The organism is Tellurirhabdus bombi (genome assembly GCF_021484805.1).
Classification (GTDB): domain Bacteria; phylum Bacteroidota; class Bacteroidia; order Cytophagales; family Spirosomataceae; genus Tellurirhabdus; species Tellurirhabdus bombi.
Genome location: NZ_CP090557.1, coordinates 2,762,982 through 2,779,210 on the forward strand (window position 1 = coordinate 2,762,982; position 16,229 = coordinate 2,779,210).

Annotated in this window: 27 protein-coding genes; 3 read left to right on the plus strand and 24 right to left on the minus strand. The window is 50.1% G+C overall.

Going from position 1 to position 16,229, the window contains the following annotated elements:
* Positions 1-5: 5 nt before the first annotated feature.
* The 3 genes from L0Y31_RS11625 to L0Y31_RS11635 are packed head-to-tail and all read right to left on the minus strand — an operon-like array spanning position 6 to position 2,670.
* A complete protein-coding gene (locus L0Y31_RS11625) occupies positions 6-935 on the minus strand; it encodes a DUF6712 family protein (RefSeq protein ID WP_234733234.1) in 930 nt (309 codons plus the stop codon).
* Complete coding sequence (locus tag L0Y31_RS11630; protein ID WP_234733235.1) at positions 932-2,311, minus strand: hypothetical protein; 1,380 nt, start codon at positions 2,309-2,311, stop codon at positions 932-934. The genes L0Y31_RS11625 and L0Y31_RS11630 overlap by 4 nt, the downstream gene beginning before the upstream one ends.
* A complete protein-coding gene (locus tag L0Y31_RS11635) occupies positions 2,308-2,670 on the minus strand; it encodes a hypothetical protein (protein WP_234733236.1) in 363 nt (120 codons plus the stop codon). Before L0Y31_RS11635 ends, L0Y31_RS11630 begins: the two co-directional genes overlap by 4 nt.
* Before the next feature lie 94 nt (positions 2,671-2,764).
* Between L0Y31_RS11635 and L0Y31_RS11640 the strand changes: the two genes are divergently transcribed.
* Entirely contained in the window at positions 2,765-2,986 is a 222-nt protein-coding gene (locus tag L0Y31_RS11640) for a hypothetical protein (RefSeq protein ID WP_234733237.1), read from the plus strand.
* 273 nt (positions 2,987-3,259) lie between these two features.
* Here the strand turns inward: L0Y31_RS11640 and L0Y31_RS11645 are convergent, their stop codons facing one another.
* From L0Y31_RS11645 to L0Y31_RS11690, 10 genes are all read right to left on the minus strand, one after another.
* On the minus strand, positions 3,260-4,960 hold the full coding sequence (locus L0Y31_RS11645) for a hypothetical protein (protein ID WP_234733238.1): 1,701 nt from the start codon (positions 4,958-4,960) through the stop codon (positions 3,260-3,262).
* A complete protein-coding gene (locus L0Y31_RS11650; protein WP_234733239.1) occupies positions 4,929-5,513 on the minus strand; it encodes a hypothetical protein in 585 nt (194 codons plus the stop codon). The genes L0Y31_RS11645 and L0Y31_RS11650 overlap by 32 nt, the downstream gene beginning before the upstream one ends.
* The gene (locus L0Y31_RS11655; RefSeq protein ID WP_234733240.1) at positions 5,510-6,139 is read right to left on the minus strand and encodes a hypothetical protein; all 630 of its coding nucleotides are present in this window, start codon (positions 6,137-6,139) and stop codon (positions 5,510-5,512) included. The genes L0Y31_RS11650 and L0Y31_RS11655 overlap by 4 nt, the downstream gene beginning before the upstream one ends.
* 77 nt (positions 6,140-6,216) lie before the next feature.
* Positions 6,217-6,432, minus strand: coding sequence for a hypothetical protein (locus L0Y31_RS11660; protein ID WP_234733241.1), 216 nt, complete (start codon positions 6,430-6,432; stop codon positions 6,217-6,219).
* Positions 6,433-6,435: 3 nt separating this feature from the next.
* Complete coding sequence (locus tag L0Y31_RS11665) at positions 6,436-6,981, minus strand: hypothetical protein (RefSeq protein WP_234733242.1); 546 nt, start codon at positions 6,979-6,981, stop codon at positions 6,436-6,438.
* Between the two features lie 42 nt (positions 6,982-7,023).
* Positions 7,024-7,473: a hypothetical protein gene (locus tag L0Y31_RS11670; RefSeq protein WP_234733243.1), complete on the minus strand. Its 450-nt coding sequence runs from the start codon at positions 7,471-7,473 to the stop codon at positions 7,024-7,026.
* 71 nt (positions 7,474-7,544) lie between these two features.
* Entirely contained in the window at positions 7,545-8,510 is a 966-nt protein-coding gene (locus L0Y31_RS11675; RefSeq protein WP_234733244.1) for a hypothetical protein, read from the minus strand.
* A 40-nt stretch (positions 8,511-8,550) separates the two neighbouring features.
* Positions 8,551-9,858, minus strand: a complete 1,308-nt coding sequence (locus tag L0Y31_RS11680) for a S49 family peptidase (RefSeq protein WP_234733245.1) — start codon at positions 9,856-9,858, stop codon at positions 8,551-8,553.
* Positions 9,848-10,315 carry a hypothetical protein gene (locus L0Y31_RS11685; protein ID WP_234733246.1) on the minus strand — a complete coding sequence of 156 codons (468 nt, stop codon included), beginning with the start codon at positions 10,313-10,315 and terminating at the stop codon, positions 9,848-9,850. The genes L0Y31_RS11680 and L0Y31_RS11685 overlap by 11 nt, the downstream gene beginning before the upstream one ends.
* 40 nt (positions 10,316-10,355) lie before the next feature.
* Positions 10,356-10,829, minus strand: a complete 474-nt coding sequence (locus L0Y31_RS11690; protein WP_234733247.1) for a hypothetical protein — start codon at positions 10,827-10,829, stop codon at positions 10,356-10,358.
* Positions 10,830-11,373: 544 nt separating this feature from the next.
* Between L0Y31_RS11690 and L0Y31_RS11695 the strand changes: the two genes are divergently transcribed.
* Together L0Y31_RS11695 and L0Y31_RS11700 are read left to right on the plus strand one after the other, a co-directional pair.
* Complete coding sequence (locus tag L0Y31_RS11695) at positions 11,374-12,186, plus strand: DUF2971 domain-containing protein (RefSeq protein ID WP_234733248.1); 813 nt, start codon at positions 11,374-11,376, stop codon at positions 12,184-12,186.
* A gap of 97 nt (positions 12,187-12,283) precedes the next feature.
* Positions 12,284-12,646, plus strand: a complete 363-nt coding sequence (locus L0Y31_RS11700; protein ID WP_234733249.1) for a hypothetical protein — start codon at positions 12,284-12,286, stop codon at positions 12,644-12,646.
* Between the two features lie 362 nt (positions 12,647-13,008).
* Here L0Y31_RS11700 and L0Y31_RS11705 read toward each other — a convergent pair whose 3' ends face one another.
* From L0Y31_RS11705 to L0Y31_RS21005, 11 genes are all read right to left on the minus strand, one after another.
* Positions 13,009-13,599, minus strand: coding sequence for a recombinase family protein (locus tag L0Y31_RS11705; RefSeq protein ID WP_234733250.1), 591 nt, complete (start codon positions 13,597-13,599; stop codon positions 13,009-13,011).
* Positions 13,593-13,892 carry a hypothetical protein gene (locus L0Y31_RS11710; RefSeq protein ID WP_234733251.1) on the minus strand — a complete coding sequence of 100 codons (300 nt, stop codon included), beginning with the start codon at positions 13,890-13,892 and terminating at the stop codon, positions 13,593-13,595. Before L0Y31_RS11710 ends, L0Y31_RS11705 begins: the two co-directional genes overlap by 7 nt.
* Positions 13,882-14,178, minus strand: a complete 297-nt coding sequence (locus tag L0Y31_RS11715; protein WP_234733252.1) for a hypothetical protein — start codon at positions 14,176-14,178, stop codon at positions 13,882-13,884. Before L0Y31_RS11715 ends, L0Y31_RS11710 begins: the two co-directional genes overlap by 11 nt.
* Positions 14,179-14,189: 11 nt before the next feature.
* Positions 14,190-14,381: a hypothetical protein gene (locus L0Y31_RS11720; protein ID WP_234733253.1), complete on the minus strand. Its 192-nt coding sequence runs from the start codon at positions 14,379-14,381 to the stop codon at positions 14,190-14,192.
* Positions 14,378-14,698 (minus strand): hypothetical protein, encoded by a 321-nt coding sequence (locus tag L0Y31_RS11725; protein ID WP_234733254.1) that lies wholly within the window; start codon positions 14,696-14,698, stop codon positions 14,378-14,380. The genes L0Y31_RS11720 and L0Y31_RS11725 overlap by 4 nt, the downstream gene beginning before the upstream one ends.
* Positions 14,699-14,706: 8 nt before the next feature.
* Complete coding sequence (locus tag L0Y31_RS11730) at positions 14,707-14,895, minus strand: hypothetical protein (RefSeq protein ID WP_234733255.1); 189 nt, start codon at positions 14,893-14,895, stop codon at positions 14,707-14,709.
* Positions 14,896-15,080: 185 nt separating this feature from the next.
* Positions 15,081-15,230: a hypothetical protein gene (locus L0Y31_RS11735; RefSeq protein ID WP_234733256.1), complete on the minus strand. Its 150-nt coding sequence runs from the start codon at positions 15,228-15,230 to the stop codon at positions 15,081-15,083.
* 7 nt (positions 15,231-15,237) lie between these two features.
* Positions 15,238-15,537: a hypothetical protein gene (locus L0Y31_RS11740; RefSeq protein ID WP_234733257.1), complete on the minus strand. Its 300-nt coding sequence runs from the start codon at positions 15,535-15,537 to the stop codon at positions 15,238-15,240.
* A 66-nt stretch (positions 15,538-15,603) separates the two neighbouring features.
* Positions 15,604-15,777, minus strand: a complete 174-nt coding sequence (locus L0Y31_RS11745; protein ID WP_234733258.1) for a hypothetical protein — start codon at positions 15,775-15,777, stop codon at positions 15,604-15,606.
* Between the two features lie 110 nt (positions 15,778-15,887).
* Positions 15,888-16,079, minus strand: coding sequence for a hypothetical protein (locus tag L0Y31_RS11750; protein WP_234733259.1), 192 nt, complete (start codon positions 16,077-16,079; stop codon positions 15,888-15,890).
* Positions 16,080-16,099: 20 nt separating this feature from the next.
* The gene (locus L0Y31_RS21005) at positions 16,100-16,225 is read right to left on the minus strand and encodes a hypothetical protein (RefSeq protein WP_255772812.1); all 126 of its coding nucleotides are present in this window, start codon (positions 16,223-16,225) and stop codon (positions 16,100-16,102) included.
* Positions 16,226-16,229: the final 4 nt, after the last annotated feature.

Consider the following 16,229-nt stretch of genomic DNA (forward strand, 5'->3'; position numbering starts at 1 on the left):
GGGGGTTAAAAAAATACGATGGCGTCACCCGTTGGGCGGTGTCCCGTGGGTGCGTCTGGGGTCGTTGGGGTAGCGGCTTTTTTGTACAGCTCGATGAACTGTTTGGTTTTGCTGCGATGGCTGGCGATGGCCCGCGTGATGCGTTCGTCCGAGGCTTCCGTGCGGTATTCGACCGTATCGGCCCAGCCCAGCACCTGAACGCCTTGCTCGTTGACATCCACAATCCGGTCTTCCAGCGCCTGGGCCATTGTGGCATACGCCAGAGCACGGCGGATCATGTCCAGTTGCAACTCCTGCGAAACGCTGAGATCATTGCCCTGTAGCGCCGCCCAGTTATCGCCCAAAGCGGGCCGGATAATGGTCTTTTCGGCAGTCTTCAGGCTCGGCCACAGGCTCCAGAAAATGAGGCGGGATTCCCGAATGAAAAAGTATTCCGAAAACAGCTGGGCCGAATGAATGAGGTATTTGGACGCTTCCCGAAAGTGCATTCCGTTGCCGTACTCGCTGTAGGTGGCGATGTTACTCTCCAGGAATTGCAGCAGCTGCTCCAGCCCATCCCAGGCGAGCTGTCGGTACTGCGCGGTCACGTCTTTAAACTGCCACTCAAACGCATCTTTGGCGGTGTCGGTGGTGTTGCGACTCACGCCAAAATCGCCAATGTTCACGTTCACCGCTTTTGCGTAGGTCAATAGCGCCATGTTGGCGATAGGCACACAGACATAATCCAGTAGCTGCTGATTGGCTTCGCTCAGGTCGGATTTGGTGTGTGATGCCTGTTTGAACGCCGTGGCCAGCGTATCAATCAAGCCCCAACCCACAAATCGACCCACAAACAGCTGAGCCTGGCGCAAGTGAGGGGCGATGCTGGAGTAGTGCAGATCGCCAATGGTGACGTACTCCCGGAGCAGGTCGGTATCGTGGATTAAGAGCTTCATGAGGCTTGTTTGGCGGTTGAATGGCCCGTGTCCAGGGTGGTGAGCAGGGTATCGCGAAATTTGAACGTTAAGTCCGGGTAGTGTTTTGTCCAGCCATTGTATTCCGCCGCGAATTGCAGGGGTTCCAGGATGCGATCCCGGTAAGGCTTGGCTTTGCTGACGAAAATCCAGAAGGCTTCCCGCTTGTCGGACCCACCCGACCGGGCACCCAGTTTATCCGAGGCAAACCCAAACAGGGTTGGATCGACGCCCAGGGCGTAGAGCAGGTTGGCAATCCCCTCCGAATAGTCATCGTTGAATTTCCCTTCAACGTGGTTGTCTTTCAAGACATCGATCTTGATGCCGACGTGTTCCTCGGCCACGGCATCATACCAGGTATCGGTCATCACACCCTTATGGGCGTTTTTGATGTTGGTCAGCCGATCCATCAGGGCACTGAGGAAGCCGTCCCGAATGGCCATCTTTTCGTCGGTGCTGCCGCCTGTCCAGCGCTCGCCATACACCCGCTCCCAGTATTCCTCCGGTATCTGAATGTGATACTTCAGGGTCATCTGGTTTTGCAGCGCAAACTTCTTGAACTCAGGAATGGCCGCTAAACCTTCCAGCCAACCCGATGAGCGGGCCGAATCCCAGGCCGCGAGCTGGTAATAGGACTTACCTGGTGATGGGAAGGAAATCGGATAGATGTACTTGAAGGCTTTGCCTTTACGGACGGCATCCACCCGGTCATACTGGTAGGGGTTGATGGCCGGGAGTTTGGTGGTGGTGGCATCGGTAGCCCGTGCCTGGGGCCAGTTGGCATTGATATACACCGTATCGAGGGCACCTGTCCGCTCGTTCATGCGGCCCCAGCGGCAATACGGCGTTTCGTTGTTGTGCAGCTGCACAATCTCGGAGCGGTCTTTCGAGAGGATAAATTCCGGGAAGGCATTCACCCACCAGGCAATGTCCTGCGTGGCTTCCAGCAGGTAGCGCTTGGTGGTGATGTTCTTCAGGAACGCCCGAATCTTTAGATCGACCGGGCTATTCCCTTTGATGGGTACATCCGAATCTTCATCGGCAGCCGCAAAAACACCGCCTCCGATCCAAAGCGCCGCTTTGTCGTTCAGCGCCTGGGGGATCACAGTGTTCTTACTGGCTAATTCGATAATGCGCTGCGGAAAATCGTTGCCATCGCCCCAGTAAATGAGCTGGTCATCGCCGGGGGAGTGCATCCGCTCGATCACCGGCTCAGTGGGGCGGGCACCCATCAGGGCTAAATCAGGCCGGGCGTTGATGGCGGGTAGCCCAGTAACCACGGCATGGATGGCGGGCAGGTACCCAACGCGGCCCGTGTTGTCGTACTTTATTACGGTGTCTTGAACGGCTTCTTTCATCGTATGTCGTGGCCGTTAATGGCTAAAATCAGGTGCAGGTGCAGCTTGCGCGGTTGGTTGGAGTCCACCGCCTGAATGTTGCGGTGAAAGTTTCGGGGTGCATCCACCGGATCGCGTTCGCTGGCTGGCTGGTCAGATAGTTTTTTTACACGACCTCCGGGGACGTACCAGACGGCCCGCGCATAGCGGATGATCTCCCCTCCAGTGCCCCGGTTTTGGTCGGCAGTACAGAAGGTGATCGAGAAAGGTTTCGGTACGCCCCGGTGATCGGTGGTTTCGATGATAGCTACGGCTTCCTTCCAGGAAAGCATAGCCGGAGTGGAAGGGGTTACATAACGTTGCGTGTTTGGTTTCGACATTGGTGCCAGTAGCTTCAAAGTGGGCAGCAAATTGGCACCGTGGAGCGGGGCAAAAAACGACATCAACCGACCGAAAAGCGTTATCTTGCTCCTTATGGCAAAAGCACTTACCACCGATCTAGCCCTGAAGCGACTACTCACCAGTGAGGAATACCTGGCCACCTGGCTCCGCTGTGGCTACACCTTAGCCCACCGGCGCACCTATCTGCATCGACTCGTAAAAGGCACCCTTTCCACGGGTAAAAAGGAAGAAATACTAATCAAAGCCGGATTTTCCGTCAAAATGCCTACGACCTGGAACCGACCCCTCAAATAATTGAACATCAGTTCAGTTGCAGCTAAACACTGTTGCAAATCTGTCACGCCTTTTTGCGCTCTTTTTTAACGCTTTTTGGCTTAATGGCTTGATTTACAGGTTTTGCTTTTGAAAAAGAGGCAAAAAGAGGCTTGTTTTCTGTCAGTTATCCCCGCCACGCACAGTCGGTCGAGTGCAACTGCACTTTTCCGCCCCTCTGATATATGATAGCCCACCCTGTAACCGGATAACCGGACGGGGTGGGCTAGGGCATTGACTGGTGTTGATGAATAATTATTTCGTAAAGATGGCAGGCAATAGGTCGGTCGAGTTGGTGGATGTGATGCTTAGGTACCAGAACAGTTCGTCCGCCGCATCGGTGTAGTGGGTAGTGGTGGACTGATCAACCTCCATGTTCTTCTCATCCCGTTTATCCTTCTCAAAGCCCTTGCTGCCCTCACGGGTGCGGGCGTGCTGCATGGCACTAACGCCCTTCATGGTGTTCTCCCGGTTGAAGCGCTGCACCGGGAAGCGAGCGTCCCCTTCTTTTAGGGCAATCCCCCAGGCCAGGTATCGTCCGTGGTAGCTGGGTGTTTGTCCAGTGTACTTCTTCGTGAACTTCCAGCCTTCTTCGGTGAGCACCTTCATAACTTCCTGAGAATACGTCAGATCGCTTTTCCCATCCCGAACGATAGCGGTATGGTTAAAGACATACTCAACATGCCGCAGATAGAAATACTTGTAGTACTTGCAGAACAGGCGCACCACGTCCTGGGTCTTGTGCGGGCTGGCCAGGCCAAAGCAGTTGAGCCACCGCACCACGTTACCCGTGCGTTGGCCCACCCATAGACAGTTGAACGATGCCCCGTAATCCATCGCAATGACTAAAGGCTTTTTATGGTCAATGTCAGCATCCTTCCTACAGTCGTTGAACCCTTTGGTCAGGAAGTCCACCCCATCCACATACGCATAATCGACCGAATCGTAATAGTGCCTTTTCGGATCAAAGTCGGGATAAAAACCGTTCTCGACCCCTTCCATGCGCTTATTCAAAACCGCCGTGTTCCACACCAGGGGCGGCAGGGTACGGAATAGCCGTTTGAAGTAGCCCAGACCCAGGGCGTGCACGTTGGCAAACGAGCTGGCCGACGCGTAGTGTACCAGGCTGCGCCGCAATTCATTGAGGTAGCTTTCGTACTTGGCAATGCGCTGGAGCCGACTGGCGTGGTTGCGCCCGATCTTCAGGCGCTTTTTTTCCTTGTAAATCTCCAGCTGCACGGCCAGAATGAGCCGGATCGCTTCCTGGTGTTGGGGCTTCAGGCATTCGTCTTCTTCTTTGAGAATCCAGTCTCCATCGCGGGTCGTGGGCATGTCCGTGGTGAAGGTCGTCGAATGGTGCTCCGCGATGTGGCCAAATAACTCTTCATCGCCCCGGTTGATGGCCAATACTTCCGTGTCGAGCTTGGGTTTGTTGAGAAACTTGGCTTCATCCCCAATAATGGCATTGACCGACAAACCGTTCGCCGTGCCTGGTCTGTCCTGGCTAACCAGGCGCAAAGCGGCAACCGAATTGCGGTTGCGGATAAAAATGGCATGCTGGGGATCGAGTGGGCAGTTGTGCGGCAAGATCAGGTTGTCCTTTTTATCGGGAAAACGCCTGATCCAGTAGTCCTTATCGCGTTGGTAGCCCATCCGCTCCATCCCTTTCAGCAAGGCCGGGAGCGTGCGGTCGAGCAATTGGATGTAAGTGGTCCCAATGGCCACAATGCTGCTCCGGGGCATTACATCCACCAGGCGATGGAGCCGGGGAGCCAGAATACCCTCACTCTTTCCGGTACCACGACCGGCCACGGCAGTCAGGTGCTGCGCTCCGATCAGGAGGCAAATGAGCTGGATATAATTGTAGTGCAGGTCTTTGATATCAACGCCTTCCAGGGAGAGTTGTTCCCGATCCGGCTCCAGCTCACTCAGGTAGTTTAGCAGTGTCTCGTTCATCGGTAATGTCTTCAAAATCTACGTCTTCAATCATCAATTCGCGTTTGGCTTTTTCGCCAATAAATCGCTCAACCGTCTGCTCCAGCTTCGGAATGGGCTTGGCGCCAATGAGAGCCGGATTAAAGTCGATGTTGAGAATAATCTGTTTCGAGCCTTCTTCCACATTCTGGGGCTTGTCGTAGCCGTTGAGCTTGATCAAATTGGCGTGGCAGGCGGCTTTGACCTTATCGGAATCGGCAGAGTCTTCGAGTTTGCGAATCCGGGTGTTAAGCATGATGATGTCAAATTCCTTATTGACCTGCTCGGTGGACGCAAAAAAACGCTTGGCATCGCGCACGTCCCGCCAGGCTAAGCCCTCACTGATCCTGAAATCGTCCGCCAGCCGCTCGACGATCTGGGAGTCGGTCATGTACGTTTTACTCAGAAAATATTCGCGGGCGGCTTTCCAGCGTTTTAGCCGATCCGCAATGGCCAGGGGCAGGTCTTCGCCTCGATCCCAGGCCCGGTGAATTTTATCGAAAACCACCTCAAAACGTTCGTTTTCCTTACTCATGAAGCATTCGAGAGTTGAAGTTCCAGTAATCGTTTTTCATCTTGGTAGCGCTGGAGCAGAGCCAGGGTGGGCTGGTATTGCGGATCATTGGGTTTGAGCTTTCCCAGCTTGCCCTTGTACCGACTGACGTAGGTCGTCACATTACGCAGGGTAGCCTGGGCATCCCGTTCTACGCCTGCTGTCTTATCCGGTGGGAAATAGCCGTACTGCCTGAAAAAAGCGATGCGGCTGTAGATGTCGTCGATCTCGGTCCCAATGGCCAGAATGCGGAACGCCCAGTCCCGCCGAAGCTCCTGCGCGGTGTCGTCGTCTTGCCTGGCCCGAATCCGCGCCTTCAGCTCACCGCGTTCATCCATGAGCCGGAAAGCGGCCAGCTCCAGATCAGTCACGGCCTGGGTATTGACCGGTTTCGTTTCTCCCTGGGGAGTCGGATCGGAAGCTGGAGCGGGAATGCTGTCGAGCGCCTTTTGCAAGGCATCCTGTAGTTTAGCACGGGTAAACGTATCGGCTCCACGGGCTAGAATGCCCATTAGAAACGACGATGGCCCCGTTTCCTTCAGGAGTAATAGCCCAGCCTCGTAATCCTCGGGATCATCGAGCCAGGCTTGTATGCGTTGTGGTAACATGGCTGATTTGATTAAAAAAAATAGCGGACACTGAACCAGGCCGCTATTTTTAAGGCTTCAATAAACCCTTTCTACAATTATTTCTTGATGTGTTCCCAGCCGAACTGATGCAATTGCGCGGCCTGGTCTTCCGTCATTTCGTCCAGCACATAGGTGCGGTTGGTGAGCGTGACGTACACTTCTTTCTGATCGTCCCGCAAGCCGATCAGCGTATAGGCACCGATCTTTCGTTCGGTGATCGGGGCCACCGGCTCCTGGGCCGGTAGCTCCGAAATTTCTTTTTCTTTTGGCATGGCTTACGCGCTGGGCTTCATCGGAATCGTTGAAGCGGTGTACATAATCATATCCGCGCAGAAAACGTCAATCTCAAACGTCCATCCGCGACCGTCACCACTGTTGGTCGTTGTTGCGTAGGAAGGTTTGAGCTGTACCTGGAACTCATCGTTACCCAACTGGATTAACTGCGTTTTGCCAGGCAGTGGAGCCAGCAGTACAAAACGGTCGTTTTTAGCCTGGTTGGCAAAGGCGTTTACATCCAGGGCTTCGCCCGGATGGTAGAACTTGCCGGTACCCCGGAAGGAGTTACGATCAGCCCCGCCAATCGTTTCCAGGTTAACCTCACTCATGTCCTTCGTACAATACAGCTCAATAAAGCCCTTCCCGGTTTTGGGAACGTGAGCGGTATCAATCACATAGCGACCTTCTGGAGTTGTTGCTGCCGGATTCGGCTTTTGCAACGTTTGAAAATCTTCGTAGGACATCGCAAAAATCTTTTGCTGAAGCCCACCCATGCGCGTTTCCTGCGCCGGGGTTTTGATGGAATTATAAGAGCCTGATCCCATTGGTCAAGTGCGTTGAAACGGTGAATAAAAAAATAGCCTGGCTTACGCTTTTACTTCCACCAGGAAGCCCAAGCCTTTTTTGACCACTGCCTTTTGCAAGCCCTTATCGCCTCTCAGCTGATCAATGGTAAAGTCCCGAACGATACCCTCGTACTTGAACTTAAAGGACGATGCCCGCACCTCGTAGGTTTTTTTGTCAACCGTAATGGTTGGGTACAGCGATGGATTAGCCTCTTTATTGGCTAGGGTTTGCTCCAAAACCTTAATCGTTTCGGCCTGCTCATCAATCATCTCTTTAGCGATGGTTAGGTGGGCGGTGGACTCTTCGATGACAGAGGCTTTTTGAGCCAGCTGCTGCTTTAAATCAGTAATTTCGGCGTCTTTGTCGCCTACCGTTGACTGGAGCGTTTGAAAAGCCTGGTCTTTCGTGTCCAGGGCTGCCTGTAGGGATTCTACCGTCACTTCAGGGGTGTTACTATTTGTTTCTGACATGATTGCTTACTAGGTATGCCCTGGCACACGAAGCGGCCAGGGCATGGGTGGAACGTTGAATGAGAAGCGTGTTAAGCTTGGTCGTTACAGAAGACGATTTCCGGTAAGATAAACCCGACGCCCAGCCAGAAATCGGTCATGATTTTGACATCCCGGTTGAAGTCCTGAATGTCTACCATGTCCATGTTCTGGGTTTTCTTTTTCAGAATCACCTTGTTTTTCTTCGGTGTGCAGAAAATCCGGTTGCATGGTTCACCGTCGTTTTTCAGGTTCATTGACGGCAATGGCTTCAGCGTGAGGTTGGTCAGCTGCACATTGATCGACTTGTTCACGTCAAAATCAATCGACTTGTCGTATTTATCACGGTACCCACGGGCGTACTTACGGGCCAGCGTTTGCGACAAGTTCACATCCATCGGCTGTGACCAGTATTTTTTGTCCATCATATCGGCAAACTCTTCGATATAATCCACAAAATCCTGATCGGATGATGGGATAGCCCCCATACCAATTGGAGTCATCCGACCCGCCGTAATCTGGTCATTAATGATTTTTTGCAACCCGTTCATCGCCTTGATCGGTTCGCTGGCCACGTTAATGGTTGGAGAGACAAACACGCCCCGGCCAACCGCATCCAGTTCCAGGTCTTCTTTCAACTGCGGATAAAACTGGTTTTCCAGCATCCAGCGGATGATGGGCCATTCCGACCGTTTTAGCTTTGCCGATGATAAAAATCCCAACCAGCTACTTTCCAGGTCATCAGGGTACTCCAGCACGTCCCCTTTCATATGGAACATGCGAATTTCCAACGGCGTAAACTTGGATGTTTGCGTTGGCGTAAAAGCCCGCTGAAACGGCTGGAGCACCTTATTAAAGCTTGCTTTTGATGCCTGCCAGATTGTTTGATCGGTAAACATTGGCGTTAAGGCATTTTCGGATTCAAACGGCTGGTTAACCACTTGAAACAGGCTAGCTACGCCCTGGCCTTGCTGGCGGTAGTAGTTACCAAACTCGGTAATAATGTCTGATACATTCATTTTATGTACAGGTTAAAGTGCGTACAATGTTGTAAATCAATTAGTAATTGAATAGCGGGTTGCTATCCAGGGCTTTGTTGTGCGGTAGGTTATCAATTACCTGCTTAGCGGTGAGCTGCGCTTCCGATGGCTGGGCATCACCCGTTGATACGGGAGCTGTTGGCTTTTCGCCCGGTTGCGAGCCGTACTGCGCGGCAAGTTCCTGAGCCGCCGTCAACTGCGTTTTCAGGTTGGTGATTTCCGTGTCTTTGGTGGTCAATTGCGAGTTAAGGCCCGTTAGCTGAGTCTGTAGAGCCTGCGCACCGTTGGCCGATTCCAGAGCTTGGGTAAATTCTGCCTGGCTGACAACAGCAACGCCGGTAATGCCCTGAGCAGTAAGCTCTGCATTACAAGCGGCAATCTGTTCTGACGTGATTTGCTCCGCAGTCACGCCTTTGATGGCCAGCATGGCTGGCAGTTTGATGTGTCCGAACATGGTATTATTGAGTGGTGAAGAAACTGAAGAATCCGAGGTCACAAGGGCCAGGGTTGTCTCAATAGCCAAATCGAGGTTGCCGATTTCATCAATCAGGCCCATCTCTTTGGCTACGTCGGCGGTAAATAATCCGCCTTTTTTGGGATCGTGTCCCTGAGCGGCTTTCACACCAGGCCGGTGCTGTTCTACCAACTGGACAAAACGGGCCGCTTTCGCGGTCATCTGAGCAGTCAGGGGTTTGAAGTTGCCTTCTTTGGCCTGGCGGTATTCAAAATTCTTTTCGGTCGATTGCTCCGCGTAGATTTCCTGAACGACTATTCCCATCTTTTCGAGGGATTTAGTCTGGTCTTGAAAGGTCGTATACGCGCCAATGGAGCCGATTTCGTCGGTTTCCCGGCTGGCGATGATCTTGCTGGCTGGCAATGAAAACAGGTAAGCACCTGATCCCAACAGGCCGTGATCACAATAGACCGTAATGGGCTTGCCGAACTCCAGCATCGCATCGTAAATGCGGTAAGCGGCGTGTTCCAGCCCACCGGCACAATCCACCGCCAGAACCGCGCCCAACACTTCGGGCCGTTTGGCTCCCCAGCGCAATTCCATCTCGATCCAGGTTGCTTCCCAGCTGTAGAGAATCCCCTGCTGACGAATGACCAACAGGCCCGCATCGTCGGGCACATCGGAAAGCAACAGGCTCCGGTGCTGACGATCCAGAGAAACAAAATGCATCTGCCGCTCCGGTGGACGGGCTACGCTATCAACTGGAGCGCCGTGTTCTAGGAGTTGGCGGAAGTTCATCAGCCCCGCCTGGCTGTCAATGAACCAGGCTCCCGACGCGAGTTCGGAGGCAGCGATGGAGAATTTATTGTGCATAAGCGGCGGGTTCAGTTAGAGGGCCAGAGAAAGAAAGGTTGTACCCGCGACTACCACCCACTTCGGCGTCGGTGCCCAGCTCATACGTGAAAAGAAGACTTTCGATGGGTGTACCGGCTAAGCGAGTCAGCCGGGCGTTGTCGCGGAAACGCACCAAAACGCGTTTGTACTGCTTCAGGTTTTGGATGGACAGGGATTTAGCGGGCGAGTCATCGGGTGAAAACCCTTTGATATCCAGTTCATGGAGATCGCCCTGATCGTCATCTTTGTAGACTTCGCGGTACTGGAGAGTGCCCTGGGTGCAGTAGATGCGTGTCCAGGCAAAGCCCTCCCGGAGCGTGATGACCGGCGTGGATGAACTGGAAGGACGCAGATACGAAGCCACACCAGCAGCTGGTACGACTTCGATATAATTGCCCCCTCCGGGATTCCATTTTCCGCTACGGTCTAAACTCATAGCGCAAAACTCCCCCTTTCAAAAGCTCAAAAAAACGACATCAACCGACCGAATGCGGTTCATTTTTGGCTCGCTGGTAGTATCGTTCAGCAGTACGAAAGGGGAAATCATCTTCTTCTAGCCTGAACCGCTCCAGAATGTCCCGAATAATAGCAGTTGTTTTTTCTCCCCTGGCTGAGCGAATATCAACTTCCCGTACTAATTCAGTGAGGAACACTTTTTTTACGAAGACATTAAAGGCGCGGATTTTGACGGGGGCAATGTGCTGGCCAAAGCCATGGCGAACCGTCCAATGGGAAATGCCCAGTGTCAGCCTGTCGGTCAGGTCGTCGAAATCTTTGGGTTCGTCTCGGGTTGTTGTGCGCCGCTCCAGGTGGGCATGAAGGAAACAGGCGAAAGGATTGGCATCTACTGAAACAACGAAGTACGGCTCCGTCTGGTAATATTTGGACAAGTACTTCTTCACAACCGGGTATACCGGTATCTCTACGGTCAGGTACTGGCCTGTCTTCATTGATGAACGTTAAGCGATTGTTGTACTATTCGGTTACGGTTACGGGTGGCATTAGTTTCAATCGCTCGTTTTGCTCACTGCTACGGTCGTTTTTCAACTGACGAAAAACTGAAAACTTCTGTATCTCTGTAACTGTTTATAAGACGCTGATTAACAGCGCAATTTGAAATTTACAATTTTGTATCTGCTTTATCAATGATCTGTATCTGTGTAACCGCCAATTGTTATAGAGCGGTATATCTATTTACAGTTACAGAGTTCTGTAACTTGGTTACAAAAGAAAATTTCTCAAAAGAAAATAGTGTAACTAATATATAGCTGATACACAGCGCATTTAGCCAATATCTATTTCCTCAGTTACAGAGTTACAGAAATACTCATTTTTTTAAGTCTCCTATATAAAGGGAATGCAAAGGAGGGGGGCGGTCGGGCTGGGACAAAAAAAGCCCCGCCAATAGCGGGGCAAAAATTGTATTGTAGTAGTATATAGCTTCACAGGTTTTTGAATAGTTAAGTTAACTTGCAGAAAAAGCTTATTACCACAATGGCTAGTAAACCCCTTTTTCTTAACCCTTGGCCAAAAGGCGACTACTCAAAGCACTCTACAGATTTAATGCAGCCAGTTCCAAGGGTAATATACCGTTATATGCGTTTTTCTAGGGCACAGCAAGCGATAGAAAATCAAGAACTGTACTTTTCTAGACCCGAGGATTTCAACGATCCCTTTGATTTACACACTGGACTAATCGATCATTCAATCAATCCGAAAAGAGCTGAGATACTAGCCTCAAGGTTTTATGATGGTAACGATAGGGAAGGATTCTTGATCTATATGGAAAGTATTGTTCAAAAGTCCAAAGAGACTGAGGAGTATTCAAGAAAGATATTTGGAGAGGATAGGGAAAATGCAGGAATAGGCTGCTTTACGAGAAACCCAAATGTCACTCTGATGTGGAGTCATTACGCAGATTGCCACAAGGGAATTTGCTTAGGATTTAATATTGATCCGGTTAACAATGATCCTTTATTTTTGATTCAACCCATTACCTATTTAAGTAAGATAGAATCTAAAAGCTATGTCGAAGGCAGAGCAGAAGCTTTATACCACTGGGTATTTACAAAGTCATCTGTTTGGGCTTATGAAGAAGAAATTAGGGCATTTAGCAAAGATCAGAACAAACTAATCGGTTTTGACAAGAGATGTCTGAAGGAGATCTACTTTGGATGCAGGGTAAAGCAAACAGAGATTGAAAGTATTCTCGCTCTTTTAAAGCAATATAATTACGGTGATGTTGAGTGTTGGCAAATGCAAATAGAAGACAGCACTTTTGACTTAAAGAGAACGCGTATTCAATAAACAGCTTTACTTAACAAGCATAGGTATAAAGCAACTCATTTGTAAGATATTATGTTGATATAAATAAGGATTGTTATAATTAAAATATTGAATAGAGATGCAATCAGTAATAGATTTTCTAGCAACTGATTTACAGAGATCAATTTGGGAGGTATCTGTAAAAGAAGATCTAGCAAAGCGTGGAATAATAGTTACTGTGACTAATGGCGATCAACAAGCGAAAGAGCCACTAAATCGATGGATTGTGAAAGCGATAGAGTCTACCAGTGATGCTAAAAGAAAAGAGTTTTCGGCATATTTATACGATTTACTTTTTGAAAAGCTGTTTCATAATAAAGGGTTTAATTGGGCGATCAAAACTCACGTAGACAAAATTACTGACAAAGCATTTTGTGTCGAGTTTATAGAAGAAAGACCATTAGGAAATAAAATAAAAATTGATTTTCCTGATCTTTCTTAATCGTCACTCAAACGTGGAATGAGTGTGGGAACTTCCTTCATTTGTTTATCTGTTGTAAAGCAAGCAAATAGTTAAAACTTATGAAACCGGGAGATCTTGTTAAAATAACATCAAAATCGATAAATGCCTGCCTTCTTTTGCCGACTGCAATTCTTGTTGAACCCAGCGAATCTGGAAAGTCTGCACTTTTGTATTGCTTACCAAAAAATAGTTGGCAGTCTAGTAAGATTAGGGTACGTGTAGATGATTTTGAAATTGTGGATATCAATTAAACGGGTGTTTATTTACCCCTTTTTCAACAAAGAAAAAATCCGGCGTTTCGGGCCGGATTCGGGTCAATTAATCACGTCAATTATTCTACGTCAATTTTCGGAAGCCCTTAACGGGTTGTTTGACTTTTCGGCCTTAGCCTTGTTGACGTAGGTGTAAAGGGTCTGCTTCAGGATGCCCAACAGATCGCAAATTTCTTTGACGGACTTGCCCTCGTGGTAGAGCTGCACCGCCATCGCCCGCTTCTTCTCATCGACCTTGTACCTGCGCCCCCCTTTACGGCCTCTGGCCCGCGCTGCCTTTAGTCCGGCGTTGGTGCGTTCGACGATAATGTTTCGCTCGAACTCGGCAAACGCGCCGGTGACGTGGAAGACCAGTTTGCCCGTCGGCGTGGACGTGTCGAGCATTTCCGTCAGGCTCCGAAACTCAACGCCCTCTATTTGCAGAAAATCAATCCAGCTGATTAGGTGCTGGAGTGAACGGCCCAGCCGGTCGAGCCGCCAAACCACCATTACATCGCCCCGGCGTAATTGCTCCTTTAGCTTGCTTAGCTCCGGGCGTTCGGCTTTGGTGCCGCTGGACTTATCAATGAAAATCCTTTCACAGCCTGCCGCCTTCAATGCATCGAGCTGGAGTTCGGGGTTCTGATCAGTGGTCGATACGCGGGCATAGCCGATTAGCATAGTGTTATCTGGTTATCGAGGTAATACTTTCCATATTTCCGCCGCCGGGCGTTGTCCTGGCGGTCGTGGGCGAAGTGGCAACGCTGGCACAGGGCTTTTAAATTCCAAAAGCGGTTATTCGTTACGTCCTGATCGAGATGGGCCGTTGTTAGCACCACCTTGCTGCTGGTGATCGGGTGCGGCTCCAGGTGAACCGCACCACAATGTTCACAACGCCCCTTAGCACGATGGAAACGAATCAACCGGCTAATGAGGCGCCATTTCGGATGATAGCGGCTGTAATCAACTGGCATCGCGTTCGCTGGTTGATTCTGATTTACTACCCCGTATACGGGTATCGCGTTCGCAGACCGGAATGAGTAAGCCGTCTTCTACCGATTTCTTCAGCTCAGCCAGGGGCCGCTCGACAGGCTCCGTTTTTCCACTCTCCAGAACGGATCGGGACGTAAAGCTTATACCGACAATGCAAAACAATCGTCCGCTTTTGGGAGACTTCCACCACGACCAGAGCGGTACATGCATCCCGCCACGGGGTACGCCGGGCGCATCATTGGGTGCCTTGTTTGGGTTCGTTTCCATCGGCTTGATTATTATTTCACTAGAATTTCGTGTTTAAAAGCAGCCACTAAAAAGGACAGGCCCATGAGCAGTAAAAGGGTGCCAACAAAAACAAGTGGTCGCTTCACCTCCAGTACGTTATCGGTAATGGTGGTCTTTCCGGTAAACAGGGCAGCGATCACGCTCAGGATGATCAGGAAAATAAGGAAAAACAACGTTTTCATGCTGGATTGTTTTTAGGTGCGAACATGCTTACAAATCGTTGGTGGTAAGCCTCTCGGCCATGCTGCTGGATGAACTTCTTTTTGGCCTTCCTGGGCAGCTTTGTAGGTCTAGCCCTTACGCCGGGTTTACGCTCAAATTGGCGGAAGTGATTAATAGCATTATTTGACTTGGCAATGGCGGCGGCCAGTCTTTTAATGGCTTCCGTCAGCTTCGCCCAATCCTCTTTAAATGGGGCTACGACCCGCAATTGTATATCCAGCAATCGCTTTTCATTGTGCAGCTGTTTCAGCGAGTAATTATCTAAACTGGTTTCCATACCGAGGTTTAATTGATTGTTTCCGCAATCGATTCAAAATTCAGACGTGTGTTAGGCAAACTGACGTTGACGTATTGTACTTGTTGTATTAGATCGCCATTGCCCTCAGAAGCAATAAAAACTTCCTCAGATATTTCGTCCCAAATCTCTTCTGCTTCTAATAGCAGATCATGGATTTGTTGCAGCTTAGCTTTCATTTAAAGTGAAGTCTTCAGTGAATTTTAGTTATTGAAAATCTTAATGATGCGCATTTTGTGAATCAGCCTTTTACGTACGGTTTTGCCCATCAACCAGCAGCCAGGCGTCGATTTGTACCAGTAGGCAAGTAACCCCGGTGGTACGGGTGGTTTATCAACGAGGAACGACATTGGTAGGCTTATGCTTAGTTGAATGAAATGATAAAATTCAGCTGCCAGGGGGCATAACCAGGCTGATCATAATCTGGCTCATGGTAGCGGTACACGGACACAAGAACAAGGCCCATCGGCTGCCGGAAAAAACACCAGACAGTATCTCCTTTCCATCGTTTCATAAGCTTATCAGGGAATCACGTTTGGATCAATGTAAATGGTTGGTTCGCGCTTTATCTGAACTCCAAAACTGATATATAGCCAACGTGAACGGTTGATGGCATACGTTAAGTCTCTAAGCTCCTGGAGTGCGTACCTGTGGTGCTGATCAGTCACCAGGGTAAGGAGTTCCAGAAAGTCCTCATACGTTTGGCACAAGTGCAGGTAAACCAGGGCTTCCTCTTTGGAAAACGTGGGAGGCTCAACCGGGACACAAAACGCGTTGGGATTGATTGGACACGGCTCACAACTGTAGTCAGAATGTGGCACTCTGCCCCCACACCCGGAGCAGAGTACATTACAGCCAGCGGAGTTACATTTTACCTGGCACATCGGCTATCCCTGGTTAGACTTTATAGGCTGTACATTCAAGACCATGAGCCGAATCTTCTGACGGTTATACACCTCTTTATGCTTCGGATTCTGAGGGCAGATTTCCATCATAAAGTCGGCGAAGTCAGCTAATTTTTGAGCTTCTTTGATTTGTTCGTCAATTGATTGTTGGTTCATTTTGGAAAGAATTTATAAAGTGGAGATTCAAAACATCCTTTGGGAATAGGGCACGCAGTGGGGCCGATTTGGATCCAAATAGGCCGTGGCCAACGTGCCGGCACAAAACATTATTCTTCTTTTACGTCGATCAACTGAAGGAAGCCCAGCGAGGCTAACGCAGCCACACCAATGGCTAAGCAAACCGAAACGATGTCTACAATGTGGCCATTAGTGCCACTCCAGAATGGACGGGAGTGGATGTAATCAGTAAAGCAGTAGAGCAGGCCAACAAACAGGACCAGGGTAAAAAAGGCTTTCATTTGAAGTAGTATTTAGAGGGTTAAAAATCATCGGGAGTTCGCTTACGGGAGCGGTTCAGCCAGGGCCGAATTTTGACGTAGTACACCAGGTAGCCCAGGGCGTAAGCGATGAGCACATAAGCGGCGTTGTCGTAGTTGATCTTCATCGCG

Excerpts from the sequence above, each read along its gene's own strand:
- L0Y31_RS11625 (WP_234733234.1), bottom strand. The coding sequence starts at position 935 with ATGAAGCTCTTAATCCACGATACCGACCTGCTCCGGGAGTACGTCACC.
- L0Y31_RS11630 (WP_234733235.1), bottom strand. The coding sequence starts at position 2,311 with ATGAAAGAAGCCGTTCAAGACACCGTAATAAAGTACGACAACACGGGC.
- L0Y31_RS11635 (WP_234733236.1), bottom strand. The coding sequence starts at position 2,670 with ATGTCGAAACCAAACACGCAACGTTATGTAACCCCTTCCACTCCGGCT.
- L0Y31_RS11640 (WP_234733237.1), top strand. The coding sequence starts at position 2,765 with ATGGCAAAAGCACTTACCACCGATCTAGCCCTGAAGCGACTACTCACC.
- L0Y31_RS11645 (WP_234733238.1), bottom strand. The coding sequence starts at position 4,960 with ATGAACGAGACACTGCTAAACTACCTGAGTGAGCTGGAGCCGGATCGG.
- L0Y31_RS11650 (WP_234733239.1), bottom strand. The coding sequence starts at position 5,513 with ATGAGTAAGGAAAACGAACGTTTTGAGGTGGTTTTCGATAAAATTCAC.
- L0Y31_RS11655 (WP_234733240.1), bottom strand. The coding sequence starts at position 6,139 with ATGTTACCACAACGCATACAAGCCTGGCTCGATGATCCCGAGGATTAC.
- L0Y31_RS11660 (WP_234733241.1), bottom strand. The coding sequence starts at position 6,432 with ATGCCAAAAGAAAAAGAAATTTCGGAGCTACCGGCCCAGGAGCCGGTG.
- L0Y31_RS11665 (WP_234733242.1), bottom strand. The coding sequence starts at position 6,981 with ATGGGATCAGGCTCTTATAATTCCATCAAAACCCCGGCGCAGGAAACG.
- L0Y31_RS11670 (WP_234733243.1), bottom strand. The coding sequence starts at position 7,473 with ATGTCAGAAACAAATAGTAACACCCCTGAAGTGACGGTAGAATCCCTA.
- L0Y31_RS11675 (WP_234733244.1), bottom strand. The coding sequence starts at position 8,510 with ATGAATGTATCAGACATTATTACCGAGTTTGGTAACTACTACCGCCAG.
- L0Y31_RS11680 (WP_234733245.1), bottom strand. The coding sequence starts at position 9,858 with ATGCACAATAAATTCTCCATCGCTGCCTCCGAACTCGCGTCGGGAGCC.
- L0Y31_RS11685 (WP_234733246.1), bottom strand. The coding sequence starts at position 10,315 with ATGAGTTTAGACCGTAGCGGAAAATGGAATCCCGGAGGGGGCAATTAT.
- L0Y31_RS11690 (WP_234733247.1), bottom strand. The coding sequence starts at position 10,829 with ATGAAGACAGGCCAGTACCTGACCGTAGAGATACCGGTATACCCGGTT.
- L0Y31_RS11695 (WP_234733248.1), top strand. The coding sequence starts at position 11,374 with ATGGCTAGTAAACCCCTTTTTCTTAACCCTTGGCCAAAAGGCGACTAC.
- L0Y31_RS11700 (WP_234733249.1), top strand. The coding sequence starts at position 12,284 with ATGCAATCAGTAATAGATTTTCTAGCAACTGATTTACAGAGATCAATT.
- L0Y31_RS11705 (WP_234733250.1), bottom strand. The coding sequence starts at position 13,599 with ATGCTAATCGGCTATGCCCGCGTATCGACCACTGATCAGAACCCCGAA.
- L0Y31_RS11710 (WP_234733251.1), bottom strand. The coding sequence starts at position 13,892 with ATGCCAGTTGATTACAGCCGCTATCATCCGAAATGGCGCCTCATTAGC.
- L0Y31_RS11715 (WP_234733252.1), bottom strand. The coding sequence starts at position 14,178 with ATGGAAACGAACCCAAACAAGGCACCCAATGATGCGCCCGGCGTACCC.
- L0Y31_RS11720 (WP_234733253.1), bottom strand. The coding sequence starts at position 14,381 with ATGAAAACGTTGTTTTTCCTTATTTTCCTGATCATCCTGAGCGTGATC.
- L0Y31_RS11725 (WP_234733254.1), bottom strand. The coding sequence starts at position 14,698 with ATGGAAACCAGTTTAGATAATTACTCGCTGAAACAGCTGCACAATGAA.
- L0Y31_RS11730 (WP_234733255.1), bottom strand. The coding sequence starts at position 14,895 with ATGAAAGCTAAGCTGCAACAAATCCATGATCTGCTATTAGAAGCAGAA.
- L0Y31_RS11735 (WP_234733256.1), bottom strand. The coding sequence starts at position 15,230 with ATGAAACGATGGAAAGGAGATACTGTCTGGTGTTTTTTCCGGCAGCCG.
- L0Y31_RS11745 (WP_234733258.1), bottom strand. The coding sequence starts at position 15,777 with ATGAACCAACAATCAATTGACGAACAAATCAAAGAAGCTCAAAAATTA.
- L0Y31_RS11750 (WP_234733259.1), bottom strand. The coding sequence starts at position 16,079 with ATGAAAGCCTTTTTTACCCTGGTCCTGTTTGTTGGCCTGCTCTACTGC.
- L0Y31_RS21005 (WP_255772812.1), bottom strand. The coding sequence starts at position 16,225 with ATGAAGATCAACTACGACAACGCCGCTTATGTGCTCATCGCTTACGCC.